The sequence below is a fragment of the Pantoea cypripedii genome (assembly GCF_002095535.1).
Lineage (GTDB): Bacteria > Pseudomonadota > Gammaproteobacteria > Enterobacterales > Enterobacteriaceae > Pantoea > Pantoea cypripedii.
Genome location: NZ_MLJI01000001.1, coordinates 2,727,106 through 2,752,362 on the forward strand (window position 1 = coordinate 2,727,106; position 25,257 = coordinate 2,752,362).

The window sequence follows — 25,257 nt, forward strand, 5'->3', positions numbered from 1 at the left end:
CGCGCCGCTACCACGCTGCCGGAAAAACCCGCGCGATAAATCGCGCCGCTACCGATGAAGGTGCGCGTTACCGCGCACCTTTTTGATTTAAACTTCTTCGCTGTACTGCGGCACCGGGTTACGGAAGGTGCGGGTCACAAACGCCAGGTAAATAATCCCTACCGCTGCCCACACCAGACCTAACACCATGGAAGTCTCTTCCAGGTTAATCCACAGCGCGCCGACGGTCATGGCACCGAGTACCGGCAGCACCAGATAGTGGAAGTGATCTTTCAGCGTTTTGTTACGCTTTTCACGGATCCAGAACTGCGCAATCACCGACAGGTTAACAAAGGTAAACGCTACCAGCGCACCGAAGTTAATCAGTGCCGTTGCGGTCACCAGGTCGAAGTTAATCGCCAGCAATGCAATCGCGCCCACCAGCAGCACGTTCAGTGACGGGGTACGCCATTTCGGGTGTACATAGCCAAAGAAACGCTCCGGGAACACGCCATCACGCCCCATCACATACATCAGACGGGAAACGCCCGCGTGTGCCGCCATGCCAGATGCCAGCACCGTGACCACCGAGAAGATCAGGATGCCAACCTGCAGCGCTTTACCCGCTACAAACAGCATAATTTCCGGCTGAGAGGAATCCGGATTCTGGAAACGCGAGATATCCGGGAAGTACAGCTGCAGGAAGTAAGACACCGCAATAAAGATCACACCACCGATCAGCGCGGTAAGGAAAATCGCGCGCGGAATGGTGCGTTCAGCGTCTTTGGTCTCTTCCGACAGCGAACTGATGCCATCAAAGCCAAGGAATGAGAAACACAAGATAGTCGCACCGGTGATCATTGGCACCACATGGGCGTCAGATGACCAGAATGGTTTCGAGCTGGTCAGCGTACCTGCACCTACACCGTGCGCCACACCGTAGATCACCATCGCGGTAATCCCGATCATCACCAGAACCTGCAACACCACAATCAGGCTGTTGAAGTTAGCAACGGTTTTGATACCACGCAGGTTGGAGAGCGTCATAAAGCCCACCAGCAACACCACGAAAATCCACGACGGAATACCCGGCACCAGCGTTTCAAAATAGCTTTTTGCCAGCAGGATGTTGATCATCGGCATGAACAGGTAGTCCAGCAGTGATGACCAGCCGACCATAAAGCCAACATGTGGGCTGATGGCCTTCTGTGCATAGGTATAAGCGGAGCCCGCAGATGGGAAGCGGCGTACCAGCTTACCGTAGCTAATAGCAGTGAACAGAATGGCAATCAGCGCAAACGCATACGCTGTGGCGACGTGGCCGTCAGTCAGACCTGAAACGATGCCAAAGGTATCAAACAGGGTCATTGGCTGCATATATGCCAGGCCCATCATGACCACCGGGATCAAGGTCAGGGATTTTTTCAGATGTGCACGCTGCGGTGCGGCAGAGGTATTAAGCGACATTGTTCAGGCCCCCTACAGCAACAACCGGACTGGGTTGTACCACAGGGAAACTGCGCAAATTGCGACAGGAGGTGGGTTGATAAGCATTTGTGCTTACCGCAGCGCCGTAGTCATCACGAAAGCGAGAACCAGCCTGCGCTGGTGCAGTTGTAAACAGCCCCATCTTTGTATCCTCAAAATCTCACGCGCAACGCGTGTTTCAGTGTCTATCTATCCGGATGCGTGTCCGGCCTCGGTTAAATTATGGTGAAATCACTCTGCAAAAAATAACCGACGCGATAAGCGTCGGTTATGTTGGTATTTTGCAGGGCGCATATTTTGCCTTAATTACTGGCTTCAATACAAGATGTTGCCGCTATTCTTCCTGCGATCAAGCATTCTTCAGCATCCAGTCAATCTCGGTGGCGGTGATCAGCCGCTCAAACTGCATCAGTTCGTACTGTTTGCAGCTATGCCACACGGCACTGAAACGCTCCCCCAATATTTTTTGCAGCGGATAACTGTTCTCAAATTCATACAGCGCATCACTCTGCCGAATCGGCAGCGCCAGCCCCTCCGCCTCATGGCCATTGCCTTTCACCGGATGCGGTAACGGCAGTGGATTATCCAGACCATGCAGAATACCGGCAAGAATGGTTGACACCACGAGGTAAGGATTTGCATCGGCTCCGGCAACCCGATATTCCACGCGATGATTTTCCACATCGCCGCAGGGAATACGTAACGCGACCGTGCGATTGTTATGTCCCCATGAAGCCTGCAACGGCACAAACGCATCTGGCAGGAAGCGACGATACGCATTCACATTCGGTGCCAGCAGCGCCATGGAAGCCGGCATCAAATCGATCATCCCGGCCAGCGCACGCTTCAACAGTGGTGAATCGCTACCATCATCCAGCGAGAAGGCGTTGTGATCGGCCGCGTCGAGCATACTGATATGTACGTGCATCCCGCTGCCCGCATACTCTTCGTAGGGCTTCGCCATGAACGTTGCGGTCATGCCATGATTTTCCGCTACCTGGCGCACCAGGCGTTTCAGCTGGATGGCGTGATCGCAGGCTTTGAGTACGTCACGCGTGTGATGCAGGTTGATTTCAAATTGTCCTGGTGAGGCTTCGGCCAGCGCACCATCCGCCGGAATGCCCTGCTGTTTTGCCAGGTCGTCAATATCGCGCAACACGTCGGCGAAGTGATCGAGGTTATCCACCGAATAGACCTGGCTTTGCATGTTGCGTTCATCACTACCCGGCGCGCAAGGCGGCTGGATATACCCTTCTGCATCACGCTTTTTATCGACCAGATAGAACTCCAGCTCTACCGCTACCACCGGAAATAATCCGCGATTGCGCAACTGTTGCCACAGCTGATTGAGGACATTTCGGGGTTCAACGTCAAAGGGAGTGCCATCTTGGTTGCACATGGTCAACAGCAGTTGTGCAACACGTTGGGGGTCAGCAGCGGAAGGCATTAAAGAACCCAGGACAGGAAAGCAGATATTGTCTGGCTCGCCGAGTGCCTGTCCCAGTCCGGCCTCTTCGACGGTGTTACCCAGAATATCCATGGCAAAGACCGAAGCCGGGAAGTAACAGCCCTTTTCCAGTTTTGCTAACGCTGAGACGGGAATGCGCTTACCGCGAAATACCCCATTCAGATCATTTAAAAGTATATCGACATACTGCGTTTCAGGATGGCGTTCCAGCCAGGTTTTCACCTCCAGCTGGAACGCGCTGGTTCGCTTCTCTTCACTATGTCGCGTGAAGTCTTCTACTTCCACGAGGTTCGTCATGATCCCACCCGCCCTTTACCGTTTGTCAGGTTTGCGCAATGCTCAAAATAACAGCCACCTATCTAACATAGCTCCAACACAAAAAGTGTGCAAATGTAACAAATCTGTTTGAAGATTAGCCAGGCGGTTGCTAGATTGACAATATATTGCACACTTTTACGTCAGGTGCGCATTATCGGCGAAAATATTGAACAGCGACGCGGAGACGTAATGGGCATTATTTTTGACAAACCCTTGATTGGCGTAGTGATGTGCCAGAACAACATTGGCAGCCATCCGGGTCAGACCGTCCATAACAAGTATCTTGATGCCATCGTGCTCGCTGATGGCCTGCCCCTCCCTTTGCCACATCAACTGATGCAAGCCCCTCATCTATTAGAAAACAGTATGACGCTGCTGGATGGTATTTTGCTCACCGGCAGCCCGAGCAATATTGAACCCTGGCATTATGGTGAGGCAGGGGTGGAATCCCATGCCGACCCGGCGCGCGATCGTCTTGCTTTTGGTCTTATCACCCACGCGATGGGTAAAAAGATGCCAATACTGGGTATATGTCGCGGTTTGCAGGAACTGGTGGTGGCTAACGGCGGTGCGCTGCATCGCTACCTGCACCTGACGCATCAATTCCAGGAACATCGTGAAGATGATTCGCTACCACTGGAGCAGCAGTACGCCCCGGTACATGAGGTAAAACCGGAAGCGGATGGCCTGCTGAGCCAGTTGCTCGGTAGCGCTGACGCTTTTGCGGTGAATTCGCTCCATCAACAGGGGATACGCGAACCCGGTCCCCAGGTGCGCATCGAGGCGCGCGCGGCCGATGGCCTGATAGAAGCGGTGAGTTTACGTCAGCACCCGTTTGCCCTGGCAGTGCAGTGGCATCCGGAGTGGCATTCGACCGACGATCCGGTTTCGCGCCGGTTGTTCGAAGCATTTATTCATGCTGCTGCTCGTTATCACAAGGAAAAACGACCATGAACGACGCCACTCTGGCGCCCGGACGACGTTTATCACAACTCCGGCAGGAGCTGGGATTGTCTCAGCGCCGCGTTGCCGAATTATCCGGTTTAACTCACAGCGCTATTAGCACCATCGAGCAGGATAAAGTCAGCCCGGCGGTGAGTACCTTACAAAAACTGCTCAAGGTCTATGGGTTGTCACTGTCGGAGTTTTTCTCCGAACCCAAACAGGATAATACCCCACGGGTGATTATCCGCCCTGACGATCGTGTCGAGATCGGTAGCCTCGGGGTGTCGTTGCAGTTGATTGATAACGGTGTACCGCAGCGCGCACTGGCGATGCTGCTGGAAAATTATGCTCCTGGCTCCAGCACCGGTGAAAAACTGCGCCATCCCGGAGAAGAAACCGGGACAGTGCTGGAAGGAGAGATCACCCTGGTGGTGAACGGCCAGAGTTATCATCTGTACGCCGGTGAAAGTTACGTGATCGATACCGGCTTGCCACACAGTTTTACCAATATGTCCGATCAGCCGTGCCGGATTGTTAGCGCCCATTCTCCGGCAAATTTCTGACGTTCCGCGCATAAGGAGGTTGTGATGCAACATGTGGAGAGTTATTACGCCGCAACGGCGAATGCGCACCAGCCCTGGCCAGCCCTGCAGGAAAGCATTCAGTGTGACGTGTGCATTATTGGTGGCGGCTTTACCGGGCTGTCATCGGCGTTGTTTCTCACCGAAGCTGGCTATGATGTGGTGGTGCTGGAAGCGGCGAAAATTGGCTTTGGTGCCAGCGGCCGTAACGGCGGTCAGGTGGTGAACTCCTATAGCCGCGATGTTGATGTTATTGAACAGCGCTATGGCAAAGATACCGCGAAGATGCTGGGCAGCATGATGTTTGAAGGGGCGGACATTATTCGCGATCGCATTGATCGCTATGCCATCGCCTGTGATTATCGACCCGGAGGCATTTTTGCCGCGCTCAACAACCGCCAGATGGGACACCTGCGCAGTCAGAAAGCCAGCTGGGCACGTTATGGCAACCATGATTTAGAACTGCTTGATGAACGCGCTATCCGCCGGGAAGTGGCGACCGATCGCTATGTTGGCGGTCTGCTGGATAAACGCGGTGGACATTTGCATCCGCTGAATCTGGCGCTGGGTGAAGCCGAAGCGATTCGTCGGCATGGTGGGCGTATTTATGAGCAATCTGCCGTACTGCAAGTGGCATATGGCACGCCGAATCGGGTGAAGACCGCACAAGGGGAGGTCAGTGCCACTTTTGTGATTTTCGCCGGAAATGCCTACCTGCCCTCACAACTGGAACCGCGTCTGAGCCGCAAAAGCATGCCCTGTGGCTCACAAATCGTCACCACCGAACCCCTCAGCCGCGACCAGGCGCTTGGGCTATTGCCAAACAATCATTGTGTCGAAGATTGTAATTATCTGCTGGATTACTTCCGCCTGACTGCCGATAACCGCCTGCTCTACGGCGGTGGTGTGGTGTATGGCGCGCGTGAACCGGATGATATTGAGACGCTGATTCGGCCAAAATTGCTACGGACCTTTCCGCAGTTGCGTGATGTGCAGTTGAGTTATCGCTGGAGCGGCAATTTTCTGCTCACGCTGTCGCGCATGCCGCAATTCGGTCAGTTGGAGAAAAATGTCTATTTTATGCAGGGCGACAGCGGGCATGGCGTGACCTGCACCCATTTGTCCGGCAAGTTGATTGCCGAAGTGCTGCGTGGCCAGGCAGAACGTTTTGATGCCTTCGCCAGATTGCCTCACCTGCCCTTTCCGGGCGGCAGACGTTTTAAAATACCCCTGACGGCGATGGGCGCGGCCTGGTATGCGTTAAGGGATCGGCTGGGGGTGTAAAAAAGGGAGCGAAAGCTCCCTCAGGATCAAGTAACTCCATGCACCATGATGAAATGATAACCTGCATGAACAATCCCTTGATTCAGTGGCAGGCAAGTGTAAGGATCTGCACCTCACTTGCTACAGAACATTGCCATGCTGAAACTCTTTGCAAGATACACATCGGTAGGTGTGATCAACACGTTAATCCACTGGATCACCTTCGCCATCTGCGTCGAACGGGGTCTCCAGCAATCTTTGTCCAACTTCATTGCATTTCTCGTTGCTGTAACCTTCTCATTTTTCGCTAATGCCAAATGGACGTTCGGCTCAAATGCGACCACCATTCGCTATATCATGTATGTGTTCTTCATGGGGATGGTCGCCGTAATGATAGGTTCATATGCTGACAGAATGAAAATTAACCCGGTGGTGACGCTGGTCGTCTTCTCCGCAACAAGCCTGGTATGTGGATTTATCTATTCTAAATACATTATTTTCAGAGAACATAAATGAAAATATCTCTTGTTGTTCCTGTTCTTAATGAAGAGGAAGCACTGCCAGTTTTTTACCATGCCATCCGCAATTTTCAGGGATTTGGCCATGATGATGTTGAAATAATCTTTGTCAATGATGGCAGCACCGATAATACCGAGACGTTACTTCAGCAAATTGAAAAAACCGATCCCCTCGTTAAACATATCTGCTTTACACGTAACTTTGGTAAAGAACCTGCATTATTTGCCGGACTTGAATCAGCAACGGGTGACGTGGTTATTCCTATCGATGTGGATCTGCAGGATCCGATCGATGTCATACCTCGTCTGATTGCAAAGTGGCAAGAAGGGGCTGACGTCGTTCTGGCAAAACGTGTTGATCGTTCGTCCGATAGCCACCTGAAGCGCAAAAGTGCTGAATACTTTTATAAATTGCACAACATGATCAGCAAGCCGCAGATTGAAGAGAATGTAGGTGACTTCCGCCTTATGTCTCGTGAGGTCGTTAATAATATAAAACTGCTGCCTGAGAAGAATTTGTTCATGAAGGGCATTCTTTCATGGGTCGGTGGCCGTACTGCAGTCGTGGAATATATCCGCGCCGAGCGGATTGCCGGTTTGACAAAATTTAATGGCTGGAAGCTATGGAATCTGGCGCTTGAAGGGATTACGTCCTTCTCCACTTTTCCTTTACGTATGTGGACATATATTGGCTTTTTCGTCGCCGGATTATCATTCCTTTATGGTATCTGGATGATTATCGACAAGCTGGTTTGGGGCAACCCTGTGGCGGGTTATCCATCCATCCTCGTGTCGATTTTGTTTCTTGGTGGTGTTCAGTTAATTGGTATTGGTGTGCTAGGTGAGTACATCGGAAGAATTTATGTCGAGGCTAAGCAAAGGCCGAGATATATTATTAGAAATAAAGATAACAACCCATGAAAATATGTTCACGTGTCACACGCTGAAAAATCAGCGGCGACACGTGAAGGAAGACCGTGAAATAAAATGACTTAACCCAAAGGCATCGTCATGGGGTCACTCCAGCTATATTCGAAACCGAGCTCATCGCAAATCGCCCTGCCGTCGATGCTTTTTCCGACATTCCCCTGGATCTCGGCCACAAATGTCGGCGGTGTCAGACCAAGCTGACGTGCCACCGTGGGGTAAAACTCACTGCGTGTCGGATGTTTTGGCGCGCACAGATTATAAACGCGCCCGCCTTTCGGTGTCTGCAACAACAAGACGATGGCTTCCACCACATCATCCAGATGCACCAGATTCACCACATGCGAGCCATCACTTAAATCGATTTTCCCGGCAAGAAAACGTCCGGGGTGACGGTTTGGCCCCACCAGCCCGGCGAGGCGCACAATATCCACACTGGTGCCCGGCAAATCATGCAGCCAGTTCTCCAGCGCCACCAGCGTTTTACCGGCCACGGTTTCTGGCCGTAGTGGACTACGTTCTTTCATCACCCCCGGACCGGGACCGTACACCGACGTCGAACTGGTGAAGATAATCCGCGGGACTTTGTAAGCCAGTGCCGTGTCCACCACGTTTTGCACCGCCTGCATATAGTCTTCACCGCCCTGCACCGTACGGCTGGCGGGTAACGTCACGACCAATGCATCCACCGACATAAGCGTATCCAGATCGTCGGCTTCACACTCCAGCTCCGGCGTCAGCACCAGCTGACACGCCTCAATACCGCAGCGGCGTGCCGCATCTACCCCATCCGGCGAGGTTTTGCTGCCCGTCACCTGCCAGCCGCGTGCCGTTAGCGCCATCGCCAGCGGCATGCCCAGCCATCCCAGCCCTACAATCGCGACCTTTTTCATATCGACTCCTGGCTTCGCTACTCAAAGACATTTCATCTTAGTGCTGTCGTCTGTGTCAGACCAGCGCTAACTGTTTCGGGGAATTCCGGAAACTGACATAAAAAATTCTTGCCAGCAGGCGTTATCTTCGTTAGGTTAATCAGCACGCAAATGAATACCCATTCAGCAACGGAATTTTTTATGACACGCGTTCAGTTCAACCACCATCATCACCATCATCCTGACTAGTCTTTCAGGCGATGTGTGCTGGAAGACATTTAAGATCTTCCAGTGGTGTGAGCGCAAAGAGAGCCCCCGGAAGATCATCTTCCGGGGGTTTTTTTATGGGCTGACGCAACCCAACTGAGTTCAGACAGGATTGAATAAGAGGACAGGAACCATGTTAGATAACACCCGTTTACGCATAGCTATGCAGAAATCAGGCCGTTTAAGTGACGAATCACGCGAACTGCTGGCACGCTGCGGCATCAAAATTAACCTTCAGCAACAGCGTTTGATTGCGTTTGCGGAGAACATGGCTATCGATATCCTGCGTGTGCGTGATGACGATATCCCTGGCCTGGTGATGGATGGCGTGGTGGATCTCGGTATCGTGGGCGAAAACGTGCTGGAAGAAGAGTTGCTGACGCGCCGCGCCCAGGGAGAAGACCCACGTTACTTTACCCTGCGTCGCCTCGATTTCGGTGGCTGCCGCCTGTCACTGGCGATGCCGGTTGATGCCGAGTACACCGGTCCGCAATGCCTCGATAAGTCACGTATTGCTACCTCCTACCCTCATCTGCTGAAAAAGTACCTCGATAAACAAGGCGTCGCGTTCAAATCCTGTCTGCTGAATGGTTCTGTCGAAGTGGCACCGCGTGCCGGTCTGGCTGATGCAATCTGTGACCTGGTGTCTACCGGTGCCACACTGGAAGCGAACGGCCTGCGTGAAGTTGAAGTGATTTATCGTTCCAAAGCGGTGCTGATTCAGCGCGATGGTGAACTGAGCGGAGCCAAGCAGGAGCTGGTTGATAAACTGATGACGCGTATTCAGGGTGTGATCAAAGCACGCGAATCTAAGTACATCATGCTGCACGCGCCGAGTGAGCGTCTGGAAGAAGTGATTGCCCTGCTGCCGGGCGCAGAACGTCCTACCGTGTTGCCGCTGGCTGGTGAAGTGAGCCGCGTGGCAATGCACATGGTCAGCAGCGAAACGCTGTTCTGGGAAACCATGGAAAAACTGAAATCCCTGGGTGCCAGCTCCATTCTGGTGCTGCCAATTGAAAAAATGCTGGAGTGACCGAATGAGCACCCTGATGACCCCGATTGAATGGCAGCAATGCAGCAGCGAACAGCAACAGGCGCTGTTGATGCGTCCGGCGATTTCCGCCTCCGACAGCATCAGCCAGGTGGTGCGTGATGTGCTGGCACAGGTAAGGGAAAACGGTGATGACGCATTGCGCGAGTTCAGCGCGCGCTTCGATAAAACGCAGGTGGAGAACCTGCGTGTCACCGCAGAACAAATGCAGGCAGCCAGCGCGCGTCTCAGCGACACTCTGAAGCAGGCAATGGCCGTGGCAGTGGGCAATATCGAAACCTTCCACAACGCGCAGCAACTGCCCGCCGTCGATGTGGAAACGCAACCCGGCGTGCGCTGCCAGCAAATCACCCGTCCGGTGCAATCGGTTGGCCTGTATATTCCAGGCGGTTCCGCACCCTTGTTCTCAACGGTATTAATGCTGGCAACCCCGGCGCGCATCGCCGGTTGTGGCCGCGTGGTGTTATGTTCTCCACCGCCGATTGCCGATGAAATCCTGTATGCCGCGCAGCTGTGTGGCGTGAAAGAAGTGTTCCAGGTCGGCGGCGCACAAGCCATCGCCGCCCTCGCCTTCGGTACCGCCACCGTGCCGAAAGTGGACAAAATTTTTGGTCCTGGCAACGCGTATGTTACCGAAGCCAAACGCCAGGTGAGCCAGCGCCTCGATGGCGCTGCCATTGATATGCCTGCCGGTCCGTCTGAGGTGCTGGTGATTGCCGATGCGGGCGCAACCCCGGCATTTGTCGCTTCCGATTTGTTGTCCCAGGCAGAGCACGGCCCGGATTCGCAGGTGATTCTGCTGACCCCCTCACTGGAACTGGCTAATGGCGTTGCTGCTGCGGTGGAAGAACAGCTGGCACGCTTACCTCGTGCGGCTACGGCGCGCCAGGCACTGGCGAGCAGCCGCCTGATTGTGGCTCGCGACCTGGCACAGTGTATTGAAATCTCCAACCAGTACGGCCCGGAGCACCTGATTATTCAGACCCGCACTCCACGCGACCTAGTGGATAGCATCACCAGCGCCGGTTCGGTGTTCCTGGGTGACTGGTCGCCGGAATCGGCAGGCGACTATGCCTCTGGTACTAACCATGTGCTGCCGACCTATGGCTACACCGCCACCTGCTCCAGCCTGGGGCTGGCTGATTTCCAGAAGCGTATGACGGTGCAGGAACTGACACCGCAGGGCTTCCTTGGCCTGGCAGCCACCATCGAAACCCTGGCCGCCGCTGAACAGCTGGAAGCCCACAAAAATGCCGTTACCCTGCGAGTTGCAGCCCTGAAGGAGCAAGCATGAGCCTGAATGTTGAAGATCTGGCCCGCGCCAATGTGCGCGCGCTGACGCCGTATCAATCAGCCCGTCGTCTGGGGGGTAATGGTGATGTGTGGCTGAATGCCAATGAGTTTCCGCTGCCGGTGCCTTTCGAACTCTCGCAGCAAACCCTGAACCGTTATCCGGAATGCCAGCCGAAACTGGTGATCAGCCGCTATGCCGCGTACGCCGGTGTGACGCCGGAGCAGGTGCTGGTCAGTCGTGGCGCGGATGAAGGAATCGAACTGGTGATGCGCGCTTTCTGCGAACCAGGTAAAGACGCGATTCTGTTCTGCCCGCCGACTTATGGCATGTATAGCGTCAGTGCGGAAACCATCGGCATCGAATACCGTACCGTTGCAGCGCTGGATAACTGGCAGCTGAATCTGCCAGCAATTGCTGACCAGCTGGACGGGGTGAAAGTGGTGTACATGTGCAGCCCGAATAACCCCACCGGCAACCTGATCAATCCGGACGATATCCGCGCCCTGCTGGATATGACCGCCGGTAAAGCGCTGGTTGTCGCCGATGAAGCCTATATCGAATTCTGCCCACAGGCGACGCTGGCCGGCTGGCTGAAAGATTACCCGCACCTGGTGATCCTGCGTACCCTGTCCAAAGCCTTTGCGCTGGCTGGTCTGCGCTGCGGCTTTACCCTGGCGAATAAGCCGGTGATTGATCTGCTGATGAAAGTGATTGCCCCTTACCCGCTCGCCACCCCGGTTGCCGACGTGGCCGCCCAGGCGCTGAGCGATCAGGGTCTGGCGCTGATGCGTGAACACGCGCTGCAACTGAATGCTAACCGCAGCTGGCTGCTGGAGCAGTTGCCGCAGATTGCCTGCGTCGAAGCGGTATTCCCGAGCGAAACCAACTACATTCTGGCGCGCTTCACCGATTCACCAAAAGTGTTTAAAGCCCTGTGGGATGAAGGCATTATCCTGCGCGACCAAAACAAAAACCCAGGCCTGGCGGGATGTCTGCGCATCTCCATTGGCACCCGTGAAGAATGCGAGCGTCTGATCGCCGCACTGCAAGCCTTACCCGTGGAGCAAGCATGAGTCAGAAGACCCTTTTTATCGACCGCGACGGCACCATCATCTCTGAACCCCCGGTGGATTTTCAGGTGGACCGCATGGAAAAACTGGCTTTTGAGCCGAATGTGATTCCTGCCCTGCTGGCGCTGCAAAGCGCCGGTTACCAGCTGGTGATGATCACCAATCAGGATGGTCTGGGTACCGAGAGCTTCCCGCAGGCCGATTTTGACGGGCCGCATAATCTGATGATGCAGATCCTGACATCGCAGGGAATTCGCTTCAGCGACATTCTGATTTGCCCGCACAAGCCGGAAGATAACTGCGACTGCCGCAAACCGAAAACGAAGATGGTGGAAGCCTGGCTGGCCGAGGGCGCACTTGATATCGCTAACAGCTATGTGATCGGCGATCGCCACACCGACATTCAGCTGGCGCAGAATATGGGCATCCAGGGCCTGCGCTACGGAGCCGAAGGCGAAGACTGGAATGCTATCCAGCAGCGTCTGACCAAACGTGACCGCTACGCGCTGGTGAATCGCAACACCAAAGAAACGCAGATTAAAGTTGAAGTGTGGCTGGATCGCGAAGGCGGCAGCAAAATCAACACCGGTGTCGGCTTCTTTGACCACATGCTCGACCAGATTGCGGTGCACGGTGGCTTCCGCATGAATATCGATGTCAAAGGCGATTTGTATATCGATGATCACCACACGGTGGAAGATACCGGCCTGGCGCTGGGCGAAGCCTTGCTGAAGGCGTTGGGTGACAAACGCGGTATTGGCCGTTTCGGCTTTGTCCTGCCGATGGATGAATGCCTGGCGCGTTGTGCCCTGGATATCTCCGGCCGTCCGCACCTCGAATACAAAGCTGAATTCAGCTATCAGCGCGTGGGCGATCTCAGCACTGAGATGGTCGAACACTTCTTCGGTTCACTCTCCTACGCCATGATGAGCACGCTGCACCTGAAAACCAAAGGCCGTAACGATCACCACCGGGTGGAAAGTCTGTTCAAAGCCTTTGGCCGCACGCTGCGCCAGGCGATCCGCGTGGACGGTAACACCCTGCCGAGCTCGAAAGGAGTGCTGTGATGAACGTGGTGATTCTCGACACCGGCTGCGCCAACCTATCGTCGGTAAAGTGGGCGGTTGAACGCCTCGGCTATACCCCGGAAGTCAGCCGTGACCCTGACGTGGTACTGCGTGCCGATAAACTCTTTCTGCCGGGCGTTGGCACTGCGCAGGCAGCGATGAACCAGCTGGAAGAACGTGACCTGATCGAGCTGATTAAAGCCTGTACCCAGCCGGTACTGGGCATTTGCCTCGGTATGCAGCTGCTGGGACGCGGCAGCGATGAGAATGGCGGCATCACCACGCTTGGCATTCTCGATCAGCCGGTCTCGCTGATGGATACCAAAGGCTTACCGCTGCCGCATATGGGCTGGAACCAGATCACCTCACAGGCCGGGAATCACCTGTTCCGCGGCATCGATGATGGTAGCTATTTCTATTTTGTGCACAGCTACGCCATGCCGGTAAATGCGAATACCATCGCCCAGTGCGAATATGGCCTGCCCTTCACCGCGGCATTGCAGAAAGATAACTTCTTTGGTGTGCAGTTCCACCCAGAGCGTTCCGGCAAAGCAGGCGCACAGCTGCTGAAAAATTTCCTGGAGATGTGATGATTATTCCGGCTTTAGATTTAATCGACGGCAAAGTGGTGCGCCTGCATCAGGGTGACTACGGTCAGCAACGTGATTACGGTAGCGACCCGTTGCCACGCCTGCAAGATTATGAACGGCAGGGCGCGCAGGTGCTGCATCTGGTGGATTTGACCGGGGCGAAAGATCCCGCCAAACGCCAGATCCCGTTGTTGCAGACCTTACTGCGCGGCGTGAGCGTGCCGGTGCAGGTCGGCGGCGGTATCCGTAACCGTGAAGATGTTGCGGCGCTACTTGCGGCGGGTGCCAGCCGTGTGGTGGTGGGTTCCACCGCAGTGAAGCAACCGGAAGAGGTAAAAAGCTGGTTCCGCGAATTTGGTGCCGATGCCATTGTGCTGGCGCTGGATGTGCGCATCGATGCTGATAATCGCAAGGAAGTGGCAATCAGCGGCTGGCAGGAAGCAGCCGGTGTCACGCTGGAAGAAGTGATTGGCTGGTTCCAGCCGGTGGGGCTGAAACACGTACTGTGCACCGATATTTCGCGCGATGGCACGCTAAGCGGCTCCAATGTCGCCCTGTATCAGGAAGTCTCTGCGGCATTCCCGGACATCGCATTTCAGTCTTCCGGCGGTATCGGTTCGCTGGATGATATCGCCGCGCTGCGCGTCAGCGGTGCACAAGGCGTGATCGTCGGTCGTGCACTGCTGGAAGATAAATTTACGGTTTCGGAGGCTATTGCATGCTGGCAAAACGGATAATTCCCTGTCTCGACGTACGTGATGGACAGGTGGTGAAAGGGGTTCAGTTCCGTAACCATGAAATCATCGGTGACATCGTGCCGCTGGCGCAACGTTATGCGCAGGAAGGTGCTGATGAGCTGGTGTTCTACGATATCACTGCCTCTTCGGATGGACGCGTGGTGGACAAAAGCTGGGTGTCACGCGTGGCGGAAGTGATTGATATTCCGTTCTGCGTGGCTGGCGGGATCAAAAGTGCCGAAGATGCCGCGCGCATTTTGCAGTTTGGTGCCGATAAAATCTCCATCAACTCTCCGGCATTGGCTGACCCTTCTCTGATCATTCGCCTCGCCGATCGCTTTGGCGTGCAGTGTATTGTGGTCGGCATCGACACCTGGTTCGACGAGGCTACCGGCAAATATCACGTCAATCAGTACACCGGTGATGAGTCCCGTACCCGTGTGACCCAGTGGGAAACGCTGGACTGGGTGCAGGAAGTGCAGAAGCTGGGCGCAGGTGAAATCGTCCTGAATATGATGAACCAGGACGGCGTGCGTAACGGCTACGATTTGGTACAGCTGAAGAAAGTGCGGGATGTCTGTAAGGTGCCGTTGATTGCTTCCGGTGGCGCAGGCACCATGGCACACTTCCTCGAAGCCTTTGAACAGGCTAACGTCGATGGCGCGCTGGCGGCTTCGGTGTTTCATAAACAGATTATTAATATCGGTGAGCTGAAAAGCTTCCTGATTGACAACGGTGTGGAGATTCGCGCGTGTTAACTGCAGAACAACTGGCCAACCTGGATTGGGTCAAAACCGCGGGCATGATGCCCGCTATCGTCCAGCATAGCGTCTCTGGCGAAGTGCTGATGCACGGTTATATGAATGAAGAAGCATTGCAGAAAACCCTCGCGGACGGCAATGTCACCTTTTTCTCGCGCACCAAAAATCGGCTGTGGACCAAAGGCGAAACCTCGGGCCATTTCCTGAAAGTGGTCAGCATTACGCCGGACTGCGACAACGACACGCTGCTGGTTCTGGCAAACCCGATTGGCCCCACTTGCCATCTCGGCACATCGAGCTGCTTCTCCCCGGCAGCACCAGACTGGACTTTCCTGTATCAGCTGGAGCAACTGCTGGCCGAACGTAAAAGCGCCGATCCCGCCAGTTCTTATACTGCCAAGCTGTATGCCAGCGGCACCAAGCGCATCGCGCAGAAAGTGGGTGAAGAAGGCGTTGAAACCGCCCTCGCCGCCACCGTTAACGATCGCTTTGAACTGACCAATGAAGCGTCAGATTTGATCTACCATCTGCTGGTATTGTTGCAGGATCAGGACCTTAATCTGAGCGCCATCATCAATAACCTGCGTGCACGCCATAAATAACCAATTGTGCACTATGCTGCTCAAAATCGTCGCTAATGGCGAATTTTGAGCAGCATGCTTCTCAAAAATAACAAATCCAGCTAAAATTGAGCAATATACTGCTCAAGTAAGGTCTGGTATGTTAACTCTCCAATTATACATTGATGGTCTCTGGCAGGATGCCGCTCTGCTGGACGTGAAAGAGCCGCGCAAAGGCCGGGAGAGTGCCGCTTTGCTCGCTTATGACTTCGACTACGCTTCACAGTATCTTGATCGTAATGACCTCGCCAGCTGCAGTCTGAATAATGCAGTGATGCTGATTGGTAGCCACTTTTCCCAGCCATGGTTTGGTTTTATTGACGATATCATGCCAGCAGGTGCCAGCCGACGTTACTGGATAGCGCAACTGGGTTTGCAATCTAAATCTCCTGCAGAACAAGACTACGCATTACTGAAAGCGGGCACCATTGCGCCAATTGGTAATCTGAGAGTCAAAGAATCTTTGCCTCAACTCCCTGAGGAAAGTCAGTTGAAAACCCGTCGCTTTCCAGCGGAATGGGCAATTGAACGTGATACGGATTTCCTCGAATACGCACAGCAGATGGGTGCCGCCAGTGGGGGAGCAACCGGGGCGGGAGGTGAAGCACCAAAATTACTGTTGCGGCGAACAGAAAACAGCGAAGTCTGGATCGACACCTGGCAAGATGATTTACACATTCAGGATACGCATTATCTGGTGAAGTATCCGCGCGGTTCTCGCAGTGAGATAGATTGCGATATTCTGCGCGCTGAATACCATTTCTATCATGAGATACATTCCCTCGGTATAAACACTATCAGCACCCGCAAAATGCTGTTGTGTGAAGGTGAGCGCTATCCATCCTTGTGGCTTCCACGCTTTGATGTGGACTTTGTTGCAGGAAAAAAAGTGTTGTTCGGCCTTGAGTCAGTCTATTCCATTATGGAAAAGTCCCCTGGCAGCTATCTGAATCATTTTGACGTGATTCGCACATTGATTGAAAAGCTGCAGCTCACTGGTAGAGAACGTAAGCGCCTGGTTATTGAATGGGTGCAACGCGACATGCTCAACATTGCTTTCGGCAATTCTGATAATCATGGGCGTAACAGCGCGATTATAAAGAAACCAGACGGCATGTGGCTGGCCCCGGTATATGATTTTGCGCCGATGAAAGCCGATCCGGAAGGTGTGGTCCGTACTACCCAATGGGGATCGCCTTATGAAGAAGGGGGTCACTTTCAATGGCATTTGATTGCCGCACAGCTGGACGAATTAATACCGCAACATGAACTTCTGCAGGCAATGAAAATGCTGGCTGAGAGTTTACGCGGACTGAAAACACGGCTGGCTGCACGCGGTGTGCCTGCTTCAATCCTGGAAATGCCGGGGATTGGTTTTAATTTTCTTGATCAACGCATTGCTGGATGGCAACTATGAAAAAAAACATTTCACCATTCGAACGTGAGGCCATGCTACTTGATCTGTTGCAGAAATTTATCGAGGAGCAGATGACGCAGGGAGAATTATTGATGCAACTGCGCAAGAAAGTCCTTGGTTTCTCGCAGGAACGCTATGCCGCTCTGGCTGGCATCAGTCGCCGTACACTCTCAGATGTTGAGCTGAATAAAGAGAGCATCACTCTCACCACATTAAGCCGCGCATTTAAGCCATTAGGGTTAAAAGTCGGTGTTTTGCCGCGCCAGCCTCATATGATGCAGACCCTTCTCACCCACCTTGTTCGTCACGGAGACAACCATGACCACCCATGAAAAATTGCTGGCTCTGCTCGATCAACATCATGCGCGTTATAACGTGATGACGCATGAAGCCACCGGCAAATGTGAGGCTGTGGCGGCGATTCGCGGCACGGAAGTCGGCCAGGGTGCGAAAGCGCTGGTGTGTCATGTAAAAGGTAACGGCATCAAACAGCATGTCCTGGCGGTGCTGCCCGCCGATCAACAGGCAGATCTCAGCAAAGTGGCAGAAGCTGTAGGCGGACGACGCGCCTCACTCGCCAGCCCGGCCGAGGTCGATGCGCTAACGGGTTGCGTTTTTGGTGCCATTCCCCCGTTCAGTTTCCATCCGGATTTGTTGCTGGTGGTTGATCCGCTGCTATTCGAGCGCTATGACGAGATCGCCTTTAATGCTGGGCTGCTGGAAAAATCCGTGGTGTTAAAAACCGCCGACTATCGTGCTATTTGCGGTGGGAATGTGGCGCGTTTAACGGCTTAAGCCGCACGCGCCACGGATATCAGAGGTGGTGAAGCTTTGGTCGTATGGCACACAATGCCAGGGCGCTGACAAACATCATCGATGTCGGTGAGTAGATCAGCACCGAGTCCGTCATTCCCATGATGAAAAGTGTCGCAACTGGCATGGACACCCCCATCAGGGCGCTGCGTTTAAACCACACCCACAGAGCAACCGCATAGAAAAATACCAGCGCCGCCAGTCCGGCCATGCCCTGCAAAGTGGCAATTTCAAGAAATTCATTGTGCATGTTGTACTGCACGTTTTTGTAGCCTTCAGTATTACCGGGATGAACACGCGCTATAAAGGCTCTGGCAGTCACGGTACGCTCATCAGGAGATGAATAACCCAGATGTTGCGGCAGGAAATGCAGACCACTATCCCAGATGGCAACGCGCGCCCCGAGCGAGGTCGAGCTATCGGAATCGTAGTTCTCAAGGTTATTGATGCCCTGGAGCCAGCGCTCACCCGTCAGTGCCGCCAGCGCAACCACAATAACTAACGCGATTAAGCGATTCCGTTTTGGCTGCAAAATCTTTAATAAGCCGTAAAAACGACTTATCTGGCACAACGTAATAAAGAAAAAGGCCAGTTGAGTGACCCGCGTTCCGGTGAGGAGCACCAGACTTAGCGTCATAGCAATCAAAGCAATATCCAGTATCTGCCACCTGAGACCCGCCTCTTTAACTGACAGCCACAAGTAAGTGCAATAAAGGAACATCACCATGTAAGAAGAGCTGGACGCGACATTTGCCGTAAGCCTGATACGATCGCCCGTTAGCAGATGCTCATGCACCCCCATCACCAGCGCCACAGCAGCACCAACCCAGAGAATCGCTTTACACCAGTTAATACTGACTTCAGCAATTTCCTTGTTATAGACGCTGATCACTAAAACAATAAAAGCGCCAAGTATCAACCGCTTACCACCAAGCTGGTAGTTACTTATGGTATTTATCGTGGTTAACGTAAAGTCAGCATAGTGTTTGTTGACATAATACGCCCAGCTGATTTGGACCAAACCCAGGGCAAAAACCGCGATAAACAGCAGCAAGGCGTACTTATTGAGCCTTTTACGATTAACCGGAGTGGCCAGGGTATAAACAACCAAAAACAGCGCCAGGTAGGAGGCAAAATAGAATATTTTTTGCGCATAGCCGTAAGTGGAAAGGCTGCTCGCCAGTGAACCGCATAATAAAAGTGAGATGATGGTCACAATCATCGCAACCCATTTGGCAGGTGCGACGAAGGGAAGAGAGTTATTCAATGTGGGTGTCCTGAACAATGATACGTTCCAGTCTTTCCATGTAATTTGCCTCGTAAAATACCGCGAGGCTTTGTTTGATTTCCTGCGCATCGGGCAACGCCCTGCCATCCGCAATTCCCTGCAATATTTCAGCCAGTTGCCCAACCTGATTCACAGGATAAAGCAAGCCATTGACGTCTGGGTAAATTATCTCCGATGGACCACTGATGCAATCGGAAGAGACGCAAAAAATACCACGAGCCATCGCCTCCAGCAGTATCAACGGGAAGCCTTCATGATTCGAGGTGAGTACCAGGCTGGTCACTTCTTTGATATGTGTTTCAATATACTTCCAGGCGTTAGGTTGCCAGCCATGCCATTGCAGGTTAGCGGCAATCCCCAACTGCTGCGCATAGTCTTCACAACGCTCCCGATCGTAGCCATCACCCACAATATCCAGCGTCCAGTTGCCCTGTACCTGCTGCAATGCATCGAACAAATCCTTCAGCTGTTTCTGATCTTCAAAGTGCACTCGCCCAACATACAAAAAGCGCGTGTGAGCAGGGCGCGCGATCACCAATGGCACCGCTTTTACCGGGTTAAACACCACATGAATACTGTCAGGTTTGGCTCCCAACTCAATCAGCTGAGATTTGATTTCCGCGCTGATAGCCAGATGGGCATCAGCCATTAACAAATAATGTGGGCGGTAGCGATTTTTCGGCGGCAGGTGCATCCAGGAATACAATGTTGCCTTGCATCCTGAAAGATGCAGCGCCTTACGCGCCAGCATACAGGGGATGGTATTGAGGGCAATAACCACGTCAGGTTTGTGCTGACGCATAAAGCGCGCCAGACGGAGAATATGCACAAAGCGGGCAATTTTAGGATTACGGGTCACGCTGCTGCTCTGGCCCCAGACCAGCCCGTCTAACCAACGTTCTGAAGCGATTTCCAGCCGGGAATCCAGCAGGAACAAGCCCGCACTGAACGCGTTATCACTATTGATTAAATTTATGACCTGCCGGGTGACGTTTTCCATTCCGCCATGACCATGCAGCGTTTCGCTTACGAAGAGAATTTTTTTATGGTTTGCGTCATGCATTTTTTATCTCATTGAAGTAGGTCACAAGCGCCTTAGCCCGAAATTCCGCGCATTTCTGACCGCTTTCTTCGCACTATCCCTGGTCATCACAATGAGCATAGATAAAGACTCACTGGAGAGGTGGCCTTTCTACCATTTTTGTACTACCCAGGCAACCTGCCTGACGCCAGGAATTAACTGGATTGATATCCGTCAAATTCTGGCCGACACATTTCCTGCAAAATTATAACGATATTAAGGTGTTGCCTCATTTGATTTGCCGCGCACAGCAGGGTAATCTGCTGGGTTCCACATCACGACAAAAGAAGACCGATTTTATGGCAAGTACACGTTTTTCCGTCCGTTTGCGTCAGACGCTGGCGCTGGCATTACTGGCAGGTTGTGCGTTTGGTGCTCAGGCAAAAATTGATCAGGTGCGTTTCGCCGTTGATCCAACCTACCCTCCTTTCGAATCTAAAACGCCGCAGGGCAAACTGGTCGGTTTTGATATCGATCTGGGTAACGCTCTGTGCGAGCAGATGAAAACCAAATGTGTCTGGGTAGAAAGCGAATTTGACGGCATGATCCCAGCGCTGAAAGCACGCAAATTTGATGCCATTTTGTCTGATATGGGCGTGACGGAAGAACGCCTGAAACAGATCGATTTCACCATGCCACTGTACGACACCAAAACACAGTTGATCGCGCGTAAAGGCTCTGGCCTACTGCCAACGGCTGAATCGCTGAAAGGCAAAACCGTGGGTGTGGAACAGGGTACCGTTCAGGAGCGCTATGCTCGCGCCAAATGGCAGCCCAATGGCGTGAACGTGGTGCCTTATGGTGACCAGGCTCAGGTTGAGAACGACCTGGTTTCTGGCCGTCTTGATGCGGTGTTTACCGATGCCGCACAGGCCGCCATCGGCTTCCTCAAACAACCGCAAGGCAAAGACTTTGAGCTGGCGGGACCGACAGTAGAGGACCCGATTATCGGACCGGGAACGGCAATTGGCCTGCGTAAAGGTGATACCGAGCTGAAAACCGCGCTGGATAATGCCTTCAACGAGATCAAAAAGAACGGCACCTTCGACAAAATCCAGAAGAAATACTTCGCGACAGATATCTCCATTCAGCAGTAAACCCAGGGCGGCTATTGCCGCCCTTCTTTTCAATCACACTATAATAATTGCCATTCGGACAACTTTTGCCGGTGTGAATCACCCTGCACCGCGGCGAACAACAGGACATCATCAACGTCATGCAACAACAACATCATCCTCTGCTCAGCGCGTCGCTGGGAACACAGCGCGAAATCTTTAGCTTCCACTTCAGTGGCGATGGACATAAACGTGTGTATATTCAGGCCGCACTACATGGTGATGAGCTACCCGGCATGGCGGTGGCATGGTATCTGAAGCAGAAGTTGCTGGCGCTTGAGTCTGCCGGACAGCTCAAAGCCTCGTTCACGCTGGTGCCCGTCGCCAATCCATTGGCGCTGGGGCAACACTGGCATGGTACACATCTGGGGCGCTTTCATACCCTCTCAGGCCAGGATTTCAATCGCCGCTTCCCGGCACTGGGGGAAACGCTGGTCGATGAACTGGCTGGAACGCTGACCCACAGCGAATATGAAAACAAGCGGCTGATTCGTGATGCTATCGACCGCCACTACCGCGACAAGATCGCCAAAACCGAACTGGATGCACAACGTTTCACGCTGATGCGCATGGCCAGCCAGGCGGATTTGATGATCGACCTGCACTGTGACTGGGATGCCCTGCCACATTTGTACACCACACCTCACGCCTGGCCTGATATTGAGCCGCTGGCTCGCTGGCTGGGAAGTGAAGTCCAGCTTCTGGCGCAAATTTCCGGTGGTGAACCATTTGATGAGGCCTGCTGCGAACCCTGGTTAACGCTGGCGGAACGTTTTGGCGACGAGTATCCCATGCCACGTGGCTTGCTGCCGGTGACACTGGAACTTCGTGGTGTGGCGGATGTTGCCGCCGATCAGGCGGAGAAAGATGCCGACGCCATTATCAATGCGTTGATTGAGGGTGAGTATATTGCCGGAGAGGTAAAAACTTCCCCTGCCCTGATTAACCCCGCGACACCATTAGCCGGGTGCGAGTATATTTTTGCACCGCATTCCGGCCTGATTCTTAATCGTCGTAAGCTCGGTGAAAAGATAAAAGCGGGTGAAGTGGTGGCAGAGATTGTTGATCCCATCACTGATCAGGTCACACCGTTGGTGGCGGAATTTGGTGGTGTGCTGTATGCACGTAATCTGATGAAGTTCGCGACAGCGGGCATGCTGGTGGTAAGACTGGCGGGGGAAAGTGCGGGTCGGGAAGGTGATTTGCTGGTGGGTTAAAAAATAAGGCTTCCCGAGGGAAGCCTTATCGCTATCAGTCCATCCACTCGGTATGGAACACACCGTCTTTATCGATACGCTTGTAAGTATGCGCACCAAAATAGTCACGCTGAGCCTGAATCAGGTTAGCTGGCAGAACTTCTGAACGATAGCTATCATAGTAGGCAATCGCTGCAGAGAAGGTCGGAGTCGGGATACCGTTCTGTACCGCATAAGCGACGACGTCACGCAGTGCCTGCTGATATTCGTCAGCAATGTTCTTGAAGTACGGAGCCAGCAGCAGGTTCGCAATGTTCGCGTTTTCCGCATAAGCATCGGTGATTTTCTGCAGGAACTGAGCACGGATGATACAGCCTGCACGGAAGATTTTAGCAATCTCGCCGTACTGCAGATCCCAGTTGTATTGCTCAGATGCAGCGCGCAGCTGAGAGAAGCCCTGTGCGTAAGAAACGATTTTGCCCAGGTACAACGCGCGACGTACTTTCTCAACGAATTCAGCTTTGTCACCGGTGAAGGCTTTCGCCTGCGGGCCGCTCAGCACTTTAGATGCCGCAACACGCTGTGTTTTCAGTGAGGACAGGTAGCGGGCAAATACTGATTCGGTGATCAGAGACAGCGGTTCGCCCAGATCCAGCGAGCTTTGGCTGGTCCATTTACCGGTGCCTTTGTTAGCCGCTTCATCCAGAATCACATCAACCAGGTATTTTCCGTCTTCATCTTTCTTGGTGAAGATATCTTTGGTGATGTCGATCAGGTAGCTGCTCAGCTCACCGTTGTTCCAGTCAGTGAAGGTTTTCGCCAGTTCTTCGTTGGTCAGACCCAGCGCACCTTTCAGCAGTGCATACGCTTCTGCGATCAGCTGCATGTCACCGTATTCGATGCCATTGTGCACCATTTTCACGTAGTGACCTGCACCGTCCGGACCGATATAGGTCACACAGGCTTCGCCATCTTCGGCACGTGCAGCAATTTTGTCCAGAATCGGCGCAACCAGTTCATAAGCTTCTTTCTGGCCGCCAGGCATGATAGAAGGTCCCTTCAGAGCGCCCTCTTCGCCACCGGAAACGCCAGTACCAATGAAGTTAAAGCCCTGGTCAGACAGTTCTTTATTACGACGGATGGTATCTTTGTAGAAGGTGTTACCGCCATCGATCAGGATATCGCCCTTATCCAGATGCGGGGTCAGCGAAGCAATGGTTTTATCAGTCGCTTCACCAGCCTGTACCATCAGCAGGATACGACGGGGTTTTTCCAGTGAGTCAACAAACTCTTCAATGGTGTAGTAAGGCGCGAGTTTCTTGCCCTGATTCTCAGCAATGACTTCGTCAGTCTTTTCACGAGAACGGTTGAAGATAGATACAGTGTAGCCGCGGCTCTCAATGTTAAGCGCAAGGTTACGGCCCATTACCGCCATACCAACAACACCGATTTGTTGCTTGGACATTTCTTACTCCTGTCTGGATATAAAAGCTCTAACAGCTTTGGCCTTATCTAAGGGAAGTATCGATTACATTATCAATGACCGCACCATCATACATCACCAATGATGCTAAGTGCTCTCCCAAAAAACACGAATCGATAATTTCAAATCACTGATAAAAATGAGGTTTTAATTTGTACAATCTTGACCATCATGAGATTTTATCGTCCGTACAACCTCTTATTATCAGGATGACTTGTCAAACATTTCGTGCCTGAGGAAGCTCTGCTAAACAACGCGTGTTCAACGCATCGCGGTCTGTATCCAGGAACCATCCCCACTTATTAAAGTAGCGAACAGCAGAAAAAACATGGTACATCAGGAACTTGATATCACGATATGAGCGTCGCTGCGATTCATGCACCACGGTTGAACCAGGGCAATATTCAACCGGCAATGCCGATGTACAGACCCGACGGCTGAGATCAACATCTTCCAGATAGAGGAAAAAACGTTCATCGAAGCCACCGGTCTTTTGCAGGGCCTGCCGGCTGATCAGCATAAAGCAACCTGACAATGAGGGTGCAAAAAAAGAGCAGCTGTAATCGGCCTGGCGCAGTTCGTAATCCTGATTCATTTTGTCAGCAAGTGACGAACCAAAGCGACGGACAAAAAGCTGCCATGGTGTAGGCAACAGCTTACAACCGTGTTGCAAACTGCCATCGGGATAGACAACTTTAGGTATTGAAAGCCCTGTCTGCCGCTGCATGCTGAAGCTATAGAGCTTATCAACCTGCCCGGTAGTAAAAGAGATGTCTGGATTGCACACCAGAATGTAGTCGCAGTCCTGGTTGAACTTTTGGAATACCGCATTGTGACCGCTACCAAACCCACGATTGACCGCCAGCTTGATCACTTCAATTTTAGGGTGGGTTAAACCTTCCAGCCAGCTGCAATGACCACCATTATCGACGATGCAAATCTTATCGATACTTTGCTCGGAAGATAACGATTCCAGCGTTTTTTCGATATCGGCCTGGCTATGGCGATATAAAACTAAGGAGGCAATAATTTTCACTCAAACACCAGT

General features: G+C 52.9%; 26 protein-coding genes and 1 other annotated feature. Of the genes, 19 read left to right on the top strand and 7 right to left on the bottom strand.

Translation table 11 applies throughout. The annotated features are described in order from the left end of the window. Positions 1–87: 87 nt before the first annotated feature. Both HA50_RS12625 and HA50_RS12630 read right to left on the bottom strand, forming a co-directional pair. Positions 88–1,446, bottom strand: a complete 1,359-nt coding sequence (locus tag HA50_RS12625; protein WP_084875950.1) for an APC family permease — start codon at positions 1,444–1,446, stop codon at positions 88–90. A gap of 370 nt (positions 1,447–1,816) precedes the next feature. Then, entirely contained in the window at positions 1,817–3,235 is a 1,419-nt protein-coding gene (locus HA50_RS12630; protein ID WP_208617317.1) for a glutamine synthetase family protein, read from the bottom strand. Between the two features lie 207 nt (positions 3,236–3,442). Here HA50_RS12630 and puuD point away from each other — a divergent pair, with 207 nt between their 5' ends. The 5 genes from puuD to HA50_RS12655 all read left to right on the top strand — a co-directional run bounded on the left by puuD (position 3,443) and on the right by HA50_RS12655 (position 7,481). After that, complete coding sequence (gene puuD / locus HA50_RS12635) at positions 3,443–4,207, top strand: gamma-glutamyl-gamma-aminobutyrate hydrolase (protein ID WP_084875956.1); 765 nt, start codon at positions 3,443–3,445, stop codon at positions 4,205–4,207. Beyond that, the gene (gene puuR, locus HA50_RS12640) at positions 4,204–4,761 is read left to right on the top strand and encodes an HTH-type transcriptional regulator PuuR (RefSeq protein WP_084875959.1); all 558 of its coding nucleotides are present in this window, start codon (positions 4,204–4,206) and stop codon (positions 4,759–4,761) included. The genes puuD and puuR overlap by 4 nt, the downstream gene beginning before the upstream one ends. Before the next feature lie 24 nt (positions 4,762–4,785). Beyond that, positions 4,786–6,063: an NAD(P)/FAD-dependent oxidoreductase gene (locus tag HA50_RS12645; RefSeq protein ID WP_084875962.1), complete on the top strand. Its 1,278-nt coding sequence runs from the start codon at positions 4,786–4,788 to the stop codon at positions 6,061–6,063. Positions 6,064–6,198: 135 nt separating this feature from the next. Further along, a complete protein-coding gene (locus HA50_RS12650; RefSeq protein WP_167379248.1) occupies positions 6,199–6,558 on the top strand; it encodes a GtrA family protein in 360 nt (119 codons plus the stop codon). After that, positions 6,555–7,481 (top strand): glycosyltransferase family 2 protein, encoded by a 927-nt coding sequence (locus HA50_RS12655; RefSeq protein WP_084875965.1) that lies wholly within the window; start codon positions 6,555–6,557, stop codon positions 7,479–7,481. Before HA50_RS12650 ends, HA50_RS12655 begins: the two co-directional genes overlap by 4 nt. 71 nt (positions 7,482–7,552) lie before the next feature. Here the strand turns inward: HA50_RS12655 and HA50_RS12660 are convergent, their stop codons facing one another. Next, positions 7,553–8,380 (bottom strand): SDR family oxidoreductase, encoded by an 828-nt coding sequence (locus HA50_RS12660; RefSeq protein WP_084875967.1) that lies wholly within the window; start codon positions 8,378–8,380, stop codon positions 7,553–7,555. A gap of 180 nt (positions 8,381–8,560) precedes the next feature. Here HA50_RS12660 and hisL point away from each other — a divergent pair, with 180 nt between their 5' ends. The 12 genes from hisL (at position 8,561) to HA50_RS12715 (ending at position 18,028) form a co-directional block, all read left to right on the top strand. After that, positions 8,561–8,608: a his operon leader peptide gene (gene hisL / locus HA50_RS31085; protein WP_100396937.1), complete on the top strand. Its 48-nt coding sequence runs from the start codon at positions 8,561–8,563 to the stop codon at positions 8,606–8,608. Then, positions 8,584–8,705: a sequence feature (His leader region), on the top strand. (Overlaps the previous gene by 25 nt.) Positions 8,706–8,759: 54 nt before the next feature. Further along, positions 8,760–9,659: an ATP phosphoribosyltransferase gene (gene hisG, locus HA50_RS12665; protein ID WP_084875970.1), complete on the top strand. Its 900-nt coding sequence runs from the start codon at positions 8,760–8,762 to the stop codon at positions 9,657–9,659. Positions 9,660–9,663: 4 nt separating this feature from the next. Further along, a complete protein-coding gene (gene hisD, locus HA50_RS12670; protein WP_084875971.1) occupies positions 9,664–10,971 on the top strand; it encodes a histidinol dehydrogenase in 1,308 nt (435 codons plus the stop codon). Then, complete coding sequence (hisC, locus tag HA50_RS12675; RefSeq protein ID WP_084875972.1) at positions 10,968–12,044, top strand: histidinol-phosphate transaminase; 1,077 nt, start codon at positions 10,968–10,970, stop codon at positions 12,042–12,044. The genes hisD and hisC overlap by 4 nt, the downstream gene beginning before the upstream one ends. Then, positions 12,041–13,108: a bifunctional histidinol-phosphatase/imidazoleglycerol-phosphate dehydratase HisB gene (hisB, locus tag HA50_RS12680; RefSeq protein WP_084875973.1), complete on the top strand. Its 1,068-nt coding sequence runs from the start codon at positions 12,041–12,043 to the stop codon at positions 13,106–13,108. The genes hisC and hisB overlap by 4 nt, the downstream gene beginning before the upstream one ends. Beyond that, positions 13,108–13,698 carry an imidazole glycerol phosphate synthase subunit HisH gene (hisH, locus tag HA50_RS12685; protein ID WP_084875974.1) on the top strand — a complete coding sequence of 197 codons (591 nt, stop codon included), beginning with the start codon at positions 13,108–13,110 and terminating at the stop codon, positions 13,696–13,698. The genes hisB and hisH overlap by 1 nt, the downstream gene beginning before the upstream one ends. Further along, complete coding sequence (hisA, locus tag HA50_RS12690) at positions 13,698–14,435, top strand: 1-(5-phosphoribosyl)-5-[(5-phosphoribosylamino)methylideneamino]imidazole-4-carboxamide isomerase (RefSeq protein ID WP_084875975.1); 738 nt, start codon at positions 13,698–13,700, stop codon at positions 14,433–14,435. The genes hisH and hisA overlap by 1 nt, the downstream gene beginning before the upstream one ends. Further along, positions 14,417–15,193 carry an imidazole glycerol phosphate synthase subunit HisF gene (gene hisF, locus HA50_RS12695; protein ID WP_084875976.1) on the top strand — a complete coding sequence of 259 codons (777 nt, stop codon included), beginning with the start codon at positions 14,417–14,419 and terminating at the stop codon, positions 15,191–15,193. Before hisA ends, hisF begins: the two co-directional genes overlap by 19 nt. Then, positions 15,187–15,798 (top strand): bifunctional phosphoribosyl-AMP cyclohydrolase/phosphoribosyl-ATP diphosphatase HisIE, encoded by a 612-nt coding sequence (gene hisIE / locus HA50_RS12700; RefSeq protein ID WP_084875977.1) that lies wholly within the window; start codon positions 15,187–15,189, stop codon positions 15,796–15,798. Before hisF ends, hisIE begins: the two co-directional genes overlap by 7 nt. Positions 15,799–15,916: 118 nt before the next feature. Beyond that, positions 15,917–17,233, top strand: a complete 1,317-nt coding sequence (locus tag HA50_RS12705; protein ID WP_084875978.1) for a type II toxin-antitoxin system HipA family toxin — start codon at positions 15,917–15,919, stop codon at positions 17,231–17,233. Continuing rightward, positions 17,230–17,565 (top strand): helix-turn-helix domain-containing protein, encoded by a 336-nt coding sequence (locus HA50_RS12710; protein ID WP_084875979.1) that lies wholly within the window; start codon positions 17,230–17,232, stop codon positions 17,563–17,565. Before HA50_RS12705 ends, HA50_RS12710 begins: the two co-directional genes overlap by 4 nt. Beyond that, positions 17,552–18,028 (top strand): YbaK/EbsC family protein, encoded by a 477-nt coding sequence (locus HA50_RS12715; RefSeq protein ID WP_084875980.1) that lies wholly within the window; start codon positions 17,552–17,554, stop codon positions 18,026–18,028. Before HA50_RS12710 ends, HA50_RS12715 begins: the two co-directional genes overlap by 14 nt. A gap of 19 nt (positions 18,029–18,047) precedes the next feature. Here the strand turns inward: HA50_RS12715 and HA50_RS12720 are convergent, their stop codons facing one another. Together HA50_RS12720 and HA50_RS12725 are read right to left on the bottom strand one after the other, a co-directional pair. Then, complete coding sequence (locus HA50_RS12720) at positions 18,048–19,313, bottom strand: O-antigen ligase family protein (RefSeq protein ID WP_244193579.1); 1,266 nt, start codon at positions 19,311–19,313, stop codon at positions 18,048–18,050. Further along, positions 19,306–20,397 carry a glycosyltransferase gene (locus HA50_RS12725; RefSeq protein WP_244193580.1) on the bottom strand — a complete coding sequence of 364 codons (1,092 nt, stop codon included), beginning with the start codon at positions 20,395–20,397 and terminating at the stop codon, positions 19,306–19,308. Before HA50_RS12725 ends, HA50_RS12720 begins: the two co-directional genes overlap by 8 nt. Before the next feature lie 317 nt (positions 20,398–20,714). Here HA50_RS12725 and HA50_RS12730 point away from each other — a divergent pair, with 317 nt between their 5' ends. Both HA50_RS12730 and HA50_RS12735 read left to right on the top strand, forming a co-directional pair. Next, positions 20,715–21,512: an ABC transporter substrate-binding protein gene (locus tag HA50_RS12730; RefSeq protein ID WP_084878514.1), complete on the top strand. Its 798-nt coding sequence runs from the start codon at positions 20,715–20,717 to the stop codon at positions 21,510–21,512. Between the two features lie 119 nt (positions 21,513–21,631). Beyond that, positions 21,632–22,747, top strand: a complete 1,116-nt coding sequence (locus HA50_RS12735) for a succinylglutamate desuccinylase/aspartoacylase family protein (protein ID WP_084875982.1) — start codon at positions 21,632–21,634, stop codon at positions 22,745–22,747. Positions 22,748–22,781: 34 nt separating this feature from the next. Here the strand turns inward: HA50_RS12735 and gndA are convergent, their stop codons facing one another. Together gndA and HA50_RS12745 are read right to left on the bottom strand one after the other, a co-directional pair. Beyond that, a complete protein-coding gene (gene gndA, locus HA50_RS12740; RefSeq protein WP_084875983.1) occupies positions 22,782–24,191 on the bottom strand; it encodes an NADP-dependent phosphogluconate dehydrogenase in 1,410 nt (469 codons plus the stop codon). 235 nt (positions 24,192–24,426) lie between these two features. Then, positions 24,427–25,245, bottom strand: coding sequence for a glycosyltransferase (locus HA50_RS12745; RefSeq protein WP_084875984.1), 819 nt, complete (start codon positions 25,243–25,245; stop codon positions 24,427–24,429). Positions 25,246–25,257: the final 12 nt, after the last annotated feature.

Coding starts and splice junctions, on each gene's coding strand:
- hisA (WP_084875975.1), top strand. CDS start 13,698: ATGATTATTCCGGCTTTAGATTTAATCGACGGCAAAGTGGTGCGCCTG.
- HA50_RS12705 (WP_084875978.1), top strand. CDS start 15,917: ATGTTAACTCTCCAATTATACATTGATGGTCTCTGGCAGGATGCCGCT.
- hisC (WP_084875972.1), top strand. CDS start 10,968: ATGAGCCTGAATGTTGAAGATCTGGCCCGCGCCAATGTGCGCGCGCTG.
- puuD (WP_084875956.1), top strand. CDS start 3,443: ATGGGCATTATTTTTGACAAACCCTTGATTGGCGTAGTGATGTGCCAG.
- puuR (WP_084875959.1), top strand. CDS start 4,204: ATGAACGACGCCACTCTGGCGCCCGGACGACGTTTATCACAACTCCGG.
- HA50_RS12645 (WP_084875962.1), top strand. CDS start 4,786: ATGCAACATGTGGAGAGTTATTACGCCGCAACGGCGAATGCGCACCAG.
- HA50_RS12725 (WP_244193580.1), bottom strand. CDS start 20,397: ATGCATGACGCAAACCATAAAAAAATTCTCTTCGTAAGCGAAACGCTG.
- HA50_RS12735 (WP_084875982.1), top strand. CDS start 21,632: ATGCAACAACAACATCATCCTCTGCTCAGCGCGTCGCTGGGAACACAG.
- HA50_RS12655 (WP_084875965.1), top strand. CDS start 6,555: ATGAAAATATCTCTTGTTGTTCCTGTTCTTAATGAAGAGGAAGCACTG.
- hisH (WP_084875974.1), top strand. CDS start 13,108: ATGAACGTGGTGATTCTCGACACCGGCTGCGCCAACCTATCGTCGGTA.
- gndA (WP_084875983.1), bottom strand. CDS start 24,191: ATGTCCAAGCAACAAATCGGTGTTGTTGGTATGGCGGTAATGGGCCGT.
- HA50_RS12625 (WP_084875950.1), bottom strand. CDS start 1,446: ATGTCGCTTAATACCTCTGCCGCACCGCAGCGTGCACATCTGAAAAAA.
- hisG (WP_084875970.1), top strand. CDS start 8,760: ATGTTAGATAACACCCGTTTACGCATAGCTATGCAGAAATCAGGCCGT.
- hisF (WP_084875976.1), top strand. CDS start 14,417: ATGCTGGCAAAACGGATAATTCCCTGTCTCGACGTACGTGATGGACAG.
- HA50_RS12715 (WP_084875980.1), top strand. CDS start 17,552: ATGACCACCCATGAAAAATTGCTGGCTCTGCTCGATCAACATCATGCG.
- HA50_RS12660 (WP_084875967.1), bottom strand. CDS start 8,380: ATGAAAAAGGTCGCGATTGTAGGGCTGGGATGGCTGGGCATGCCGCTG.
- hisB (WP_084875973.1), top strand. CDS start 12,041: ATGAGTCAGAAGACCCTTTTTATCGACCGCGACGGCACCATCATCTCT.
- hisD (WP_084875971.1), top strand. CDS start 9,664: ATGAGCACCCTGATGACCCCGATTGAATGGCAGCAATGCAGCAGCGAA.
- HA50_RS12650 (WP_167379248.1), top strand. CDS start 6,199: ATGCTGAAACTCTTTGCAAGATACACATCGGTAGGTGTGATCAACACG.
- HA50_RS12710 (WP_084875979.1), top strand. CDS start 17,230: ATGAAAAAAAACATTTCACCATTCGAACGTGAGGCCATGCTACTTGAT.
- HA50_RS12730 (WP_084878514.1), top strand. CDS start 20,715: ATGGCAAGTACACGTTTTTCCGTCCGTTTGCGTCAGACGCTGGCGCTG.